This is a genomic window from Bradyrhizobium sp., assembly GCF_019244115.1.
In the GTDB taxonomy this organism is placed as follows: domain Bacteria; phylum Pseudomonadota; class Alphaproteobacteria; order Rhizobiales; family Xanthobacteraceae; genus Bradyrhizobium.
Map to the genome: position 1 here is coordinate 1 of NZ_JAFATE010000707.1, position 4,646 is coordinate 4,646.

Sequence of the window (4,646 nt, forward strand, 5' to 3'; positions counted from 1 at the left end):
TGCGGCGGCACTTGCGAGCTTGCGTCCCATCGGCTGCTCCGATTGGCTCCAGAGCCTTTTCCGTTCCGATTGAATCACGGAGGCTCTGGATTCCTGGTTTGACGCGTTTTGTTCACGCGAACCGGTACCCGCTTCGCTCGAAAACGCTCCGATCACGGCTTCTGGCCGAAAGTGAAATTCTTGGTCGCCGACCAGGGATCGGTGGTCGAGACCTGCTCGGTCGGGACCTGCTCAACGTCGGGTGACAGCGGGTTTGCCGAGAAGGTGCGGCCCCATTGATGGCTCGGCTCGTTGCTGATCTTGCCGATATAGGTGACGAGGTCCCAGATCACGCTATCCGGCAATACCCCTCCCCAGGCCGGCATTCCATTCGGCCGGCCCTGGTAGATCGAGAGATAGATGTTTTCCGGTTGCGACCCGTAGATGAAGGTGTTGTTGCTCAGCGCCGGCCCCATCCCGCCGCCGCCATTTGCCGCATGACAGCCGACGCAGTTGAAATTTACGAAGTAAGTCATCCCCCGCTGTTCCGCGTTGGGATCGCCTTGCATGGGATTCTTGATTTGCGGTGGGGTCGGCTGCGCGCCCGGGAAGAGATGGCTGACCGGGACTTGCATGAAGACACCGGGCCTGCCGTTGCCGACGCTCTCGCCGAAATTCGGCCGCGGCGCCACCGCCAGCATCTGTGCCTCCTGCGATTGCGGCAGGCTTTGTTGTGCGAGCGCCTGGCTGTAGAAGGCGGTCGCAAGCAGCAGAGGCAGGGCGCTCGCGCGCAGCGGAGCAGGGGGCATCACTCATGTCCTCCAGAGGCGGTCACCGGCAGTTCGACCAAAGGGACGCCGTAGCTGCGCAGCAGGGATGTGATTTCGGATCGATGCGCGTCGATGAACGCATTCAGTTGATCGCGCAGAGCGTGATCGCCCTTGCGCACGCCCATCGAAATCGCGAATTGGAACTGCTGGGGCGGGAAGCGCTCGCCATCGCGGATCCGCGTGACCGTCAGCGGCACCTTCGAGAGGCTGGCGAAGTATCCGGCGAGCGGTCCCCATGCGGCGGCGACATCGATTTCGCCGTTCGCGACCGCCTCGATCAGCCGCGCCGGCGGATCGGCCTGGCGATAGTCGCCATAGATCGAGTAACCGCGGACATTGTCGACGATCCCCTGTTGGCCGAGCGCCTGCGCCGGCGGCGGATTGTTGCCGTCATCGCCGATCAGATGCACGCCGATCGTGAGCTGCCGCAGGCGCGGGTCGATCAGAGATGCAAGGTCGAGGTGCTGATCCCTCCGGGTTACAAAGACATAGCTGGAGCGGTAGTACGGGTTTGTCGTCTCCACGAGGTCATAGGTGGAAGGTACGCCCATCACGACATCACACTTGCCGGCTTTCAACGTGTTTCGGATGAAGCCGCGGCGTTGCGCCCACCAGGTGTAGGATATCTGCTTGCCGAGGTTGTCGGCCACCATTGCCGCGAGCTTGTTCTCGAAACCCGCCTCGGCACCGTTGGAGAACGGCAGATTGTTCGGATCGGCGCAAACCCGAAACTCATCATCGGCTGCGCCGGCCGCAGTGGTCGCAAGCCCGATGACGACAGCAAGAACAACTCCGGCGCGGTCAGTGCGAAGGCGCATGGCTGGTGTCCTGACCATTTGCGCCGCCAAGCCTGAAGACCAGCAGTTCGCTGCCGCCGGCCGTATAGAACGGCAGATCTTGAGTGGCGCCGGTGAAGCCGAGCGCGCCATTGCGCACGCGGGGATCGATCTCGGCGTTGGCGACCACGCCGGGCCATCCGCCGACGCCCGACAGGATCGCGATGTACTGCTGGCCGTCGGAGCCGCGATATGAGATCGGCTGGCCAATGAAGCCGGAGCCGGCGCGGAACTGCCACAGCACATGGCCATCCTTGGCGTCCACCGCCTTGAACAGACGATCCATGGTCCCGTAGAACGCAACATCCCCCGCAGTGACCAGCGTGCCGCTCCAGACCGGCAGCTTCTCGTGAATCTCCCAGACTTTCTTCCGCGCGACGGGATCCCAGGCCATGAACTCGCCGCGATAGCCGCCGGGACCGGCATACATGTCGACATCAGCGCCGACATAGGGGGTGCCGGCGATGTAGCCCACCTGCGAGGCCTTGAAATTCATGCAGAGATGTTGATGCGGCACATAGAGCAGCTTGGTGCGGGGTGACCAGGCCGTCGGCTGCCAATCCTTGGCGCCGGGCGCGCTCGGGCAGATGTTCTCGACCGTCTTGCCGAGCAGCGGCGTCTTTTCCTCGTTCGGGATGATCTTGCCGGTCTTGAGGTCGACGCCCTTGTACGTGTTCACGAAGTCATAGGCGTCCGCCGAGATCACCTCGCCGGTCGCCCGATCCATCACATACATGTAGCCGTTGCGGCCCGGGTGAATCAAAACCTTCCGCGGCTGCCCGTTGATCTCGAGATCGACGAGCACGTTCTCGTTGATCTCGTCATGATCGAAGAGATCGTGCGGATTGAGCTGATAGGCCCATCTGGCGTGACCGGTCCCGGGATCGCGGGCAAAGATCGAGGTGCTCCAGAGATTATCGCCGCTACGCTGGTTCGCATTCCAGGGGCTCGGATTGGCGGTGCCGTAGTAGATCAGGTCCAAATCGGGATCATAGGAGATCCAGCCCCAGACCGTCGCCCCGCCGATCTGCCAGCGGTCGGCGGGCCAGGTTTTCACGCCGAGATCCTTGCCCTTGAGGTTTTCGTAAAACGGCTTGAACGCGTCGCCGATCAGCACGTCCTGATCGGGGCCGGTCGAATAGGCGCGCCAGCTGATGGCGCCGGTATTCTCGTCGAGCGCGGTGACCCAGCCGCGGACGCCCAATTCGCCGCCGCTGTTGCCGACGAGGATCTTTCCTTTCACGACGATCGGTGCCATCGTGATGGTCTCGCCCTTGTTGATCTCCCCGAGTTTCGTATGCCAGAGCTCCTTGCCGCTCTTGGCATCGATCGCGACCGTGTGGTTGTCGAGCGTATTGAGAAAGACCTTGTCATTGTCGAAGGCGAGTCCGCGATTGACGACGTCGCAGCAGGCGACGCCCGCGGCTGAGGGTTCCGGCTTCGGCGCATAGGACCATTTCAGCTCGCCCGTGGTCGCATCGAGCGCGAACACGCGGTTGGGGTAGGGACCTGCATAGGGGCCGACCACATACATCGTGCCATCGACCACGAGCGGCGCCGCCTCCTGGCCGCGATCGGCGCCGATCGAAAACGTCCATGCAAGCTGCAGGCGTGACGCATTGCCGGCGTTGATCTGGTCAAGTTCGCTGAAGCGGGTATTGGCATAGTCGCGCGCGGCCATCGGCCATTGGCCCGGATCCTTCATTCGGCTGGCAAGATCGCCTTGCGCGAACGCGGACGAGAGCAGGATGCAGAATGCGCAGAAGGCACCAAAACCTCGGACCAGCAACCGCCCGTAGTCCCGCACTAACATATGTAAAGATCTCCACGGCAATGGTTGAGGCCGTGCCGCGTCGCAGGCCGGGGTGCCAACGTACAAACGTTGCGCTGCCGCTTGGTTCCTAAAAAGCCGGCCGCGGCGATGGCCGGCTATCTCACGACATTTCCTGACACGCCTGCGCCGAGATCGACTGCGATCTGGTCCTCCTTCCCGTTGCATTTCGGGTGACCAAATCCGGACGGACTTTTGCCGTCAGGTCCGATGTCATAGATGATCGCGTCCTTCATGTTCGGACTGACGCCGGCCGGCACGTGATCCAGTCCGAGCAGGTGGCGCAGGCGCCACGCAACGTTGTGGTCGGCGCAGGAGCTGTCACCGCTGACGCCCAGCGCGCCGGCGATGCCCTCGGGACCATAGAGCGCAAGCCCGCCGCCGAAGACGATCACGCCTCCGACCGGCTTGCCGACCATCGGATCATGCACCGTCCCGAACTCCGCAGGTGAGCCGGCATAGATCACATACGGGGAGGGCGGGTTGCTCAAGGCCGTGCCGAACAGGAAGCCACCGGGCTGCGCGCCGGCGTAGAGGTTGGCGGTCGCCATCGCCTTGTCCTTCAGGCTGAATGCGTTCGCGGTATTGGCCTTTTCGGCCGCGATCGCCCGGCTGCCGAGCCACTGATCATCGACCTTGTTGCCGCTGTACGCGACCGCACAGACGATGCCCTGGCGGTTCACGACAGCCGCCCATTCGTTGTTCTCCAGTCCGCCGTTGCTTGGACCCCCCGTGGGCTCGACGCTTTTCTTCAGGATGTCGGCGAGGTGATCATGATCCACGGGACAGGACGGGTTATTCGCGCTCGGCTGATCTTGCGCAACCGTCCCTTCCTGCGTCGACCATGCCACCGCCAGAACCGCAATCAATGCCGCGATTGTTAGCTTGTCCATGTGACCTCCACTGGCGCTGCTCCATCGAGCAGGCGAACGTTCGAGCGGAGCTCGCAGTTCCTGTCGGCGTCCTGGCACGGCGGACTGAATAAGGCGTGCGCCTCAGCCGAGGTTTTGAAGCGAAGGAACGCTGACGCGTGCGTCCATCCTCGTCAGCCAGCGATAGGCAAAGAACAGCGCCGCGGCCGTATAGAGCGTGCCCATGGGCACCCACATCAGGATGCCGGCAAGCTGCTGGTCCTCGAGCGGCGACAGGCCGAACGCGCCGGCAAGCGCG

At 63.1% G+C, this 4,646-nt stretch carries 5 protein-coding genes; all 5 read right to left on the reverse strand.

Translation table 11 applies throughout. From position 1 onward, the window contains the following. Window positions 1–152: 152 nt before the first annotated feature. A complete protein-coding gene (locus tag JOZ76_RS30520) occupies window positions 153–788 on the reverse strand; it encodes a c-type cytochrome (protein ID WP_291705077.1) in 636 nt (211 codons plus the stop codon). After that, a complete protein-coding gene (locus JOZ76_RS30525; protein ID WP_291705079.1) occupies window positions 788–1,627 on the reverse strand; it encodes a substrate-binding domain-containing protein in 840 nt (279 codons plus the stop codon). The genes JOZ76_RS30520 and JOZ76_RS30525 overlap by 1 nt, the downstream gene beginning before the upstream one ends. Then, window positions 1,611–3,458, reverse strand: a complete 1,848-nt coding sequence (locus tag JOZ76_RS30530; RefSeq protein WP_291705081.1) for a methanol/ethanol family PQQ-dependent dehydrogenase — start codon at window positions 3,456–3,458, stop codon at window positions 1,611–1,613. Before JOZ76_RS30530 ends, JOZ76_RS30525 begins: the two co-directional genes overlap by 17 nt. A 116-nt stretch (window positions 3,459–3,574) precedes the next feature. Continuing rightward, window positions 3,575–4,369 carry a heme-binding protein gene (locus tag JOZ76_RS30535; RefSeq protein ID WP_291705083.1) on the reverse strand — a complete coding sequence of 265 codons (795 nt, stop codon included), beginning with the start codon at window positions 4,367–4,369 and terminating at the stop codon, window positions 3,575–3,577. Between the two features lie 102 nt (window positions 4,370–4,471). Further along, window positions 4,472–4,646, reverse strand: a 175-nt coding sequence (locus JOZ76_RS30540) for a cytochrome c oxidase assembly protein (protein ID WP_291705084.1), incomplete at its 5' end; no start/stop codon positions are given.

Coding starts and splice junctions, on each gene's coding strand:
- JOZ76_RS30535 (WP_291705083.1), bottom strand. CDS start 4,369: ATGGACAAGCTAACAATCGCGGCATTGATTGCGGTTCTGGCGGTGGCA.
- JOZ76_RS30520 (WP_291705077.1), bottom strand. CDS start 788: ATGCCCCCTGCTCCGCTGCGCGCGAGCGCCCTGCCTCTGCTGCTTGCG.
- JOZ76_RS30525 (WP_291705079.1), bottom strand. CDS start 1,627: ATGCGCCTTCGCACTGACCGCGCCGGAGTTGTTCTTGCTGTCGTCATC.
- JOZ76_RS30530 (WP_291705081.1), bottom strand. CDS start 3,458: ATGTTAGTGCGGGACTACGGGCGGTTGCTGGTCCGAGGTTTTGGTGCC.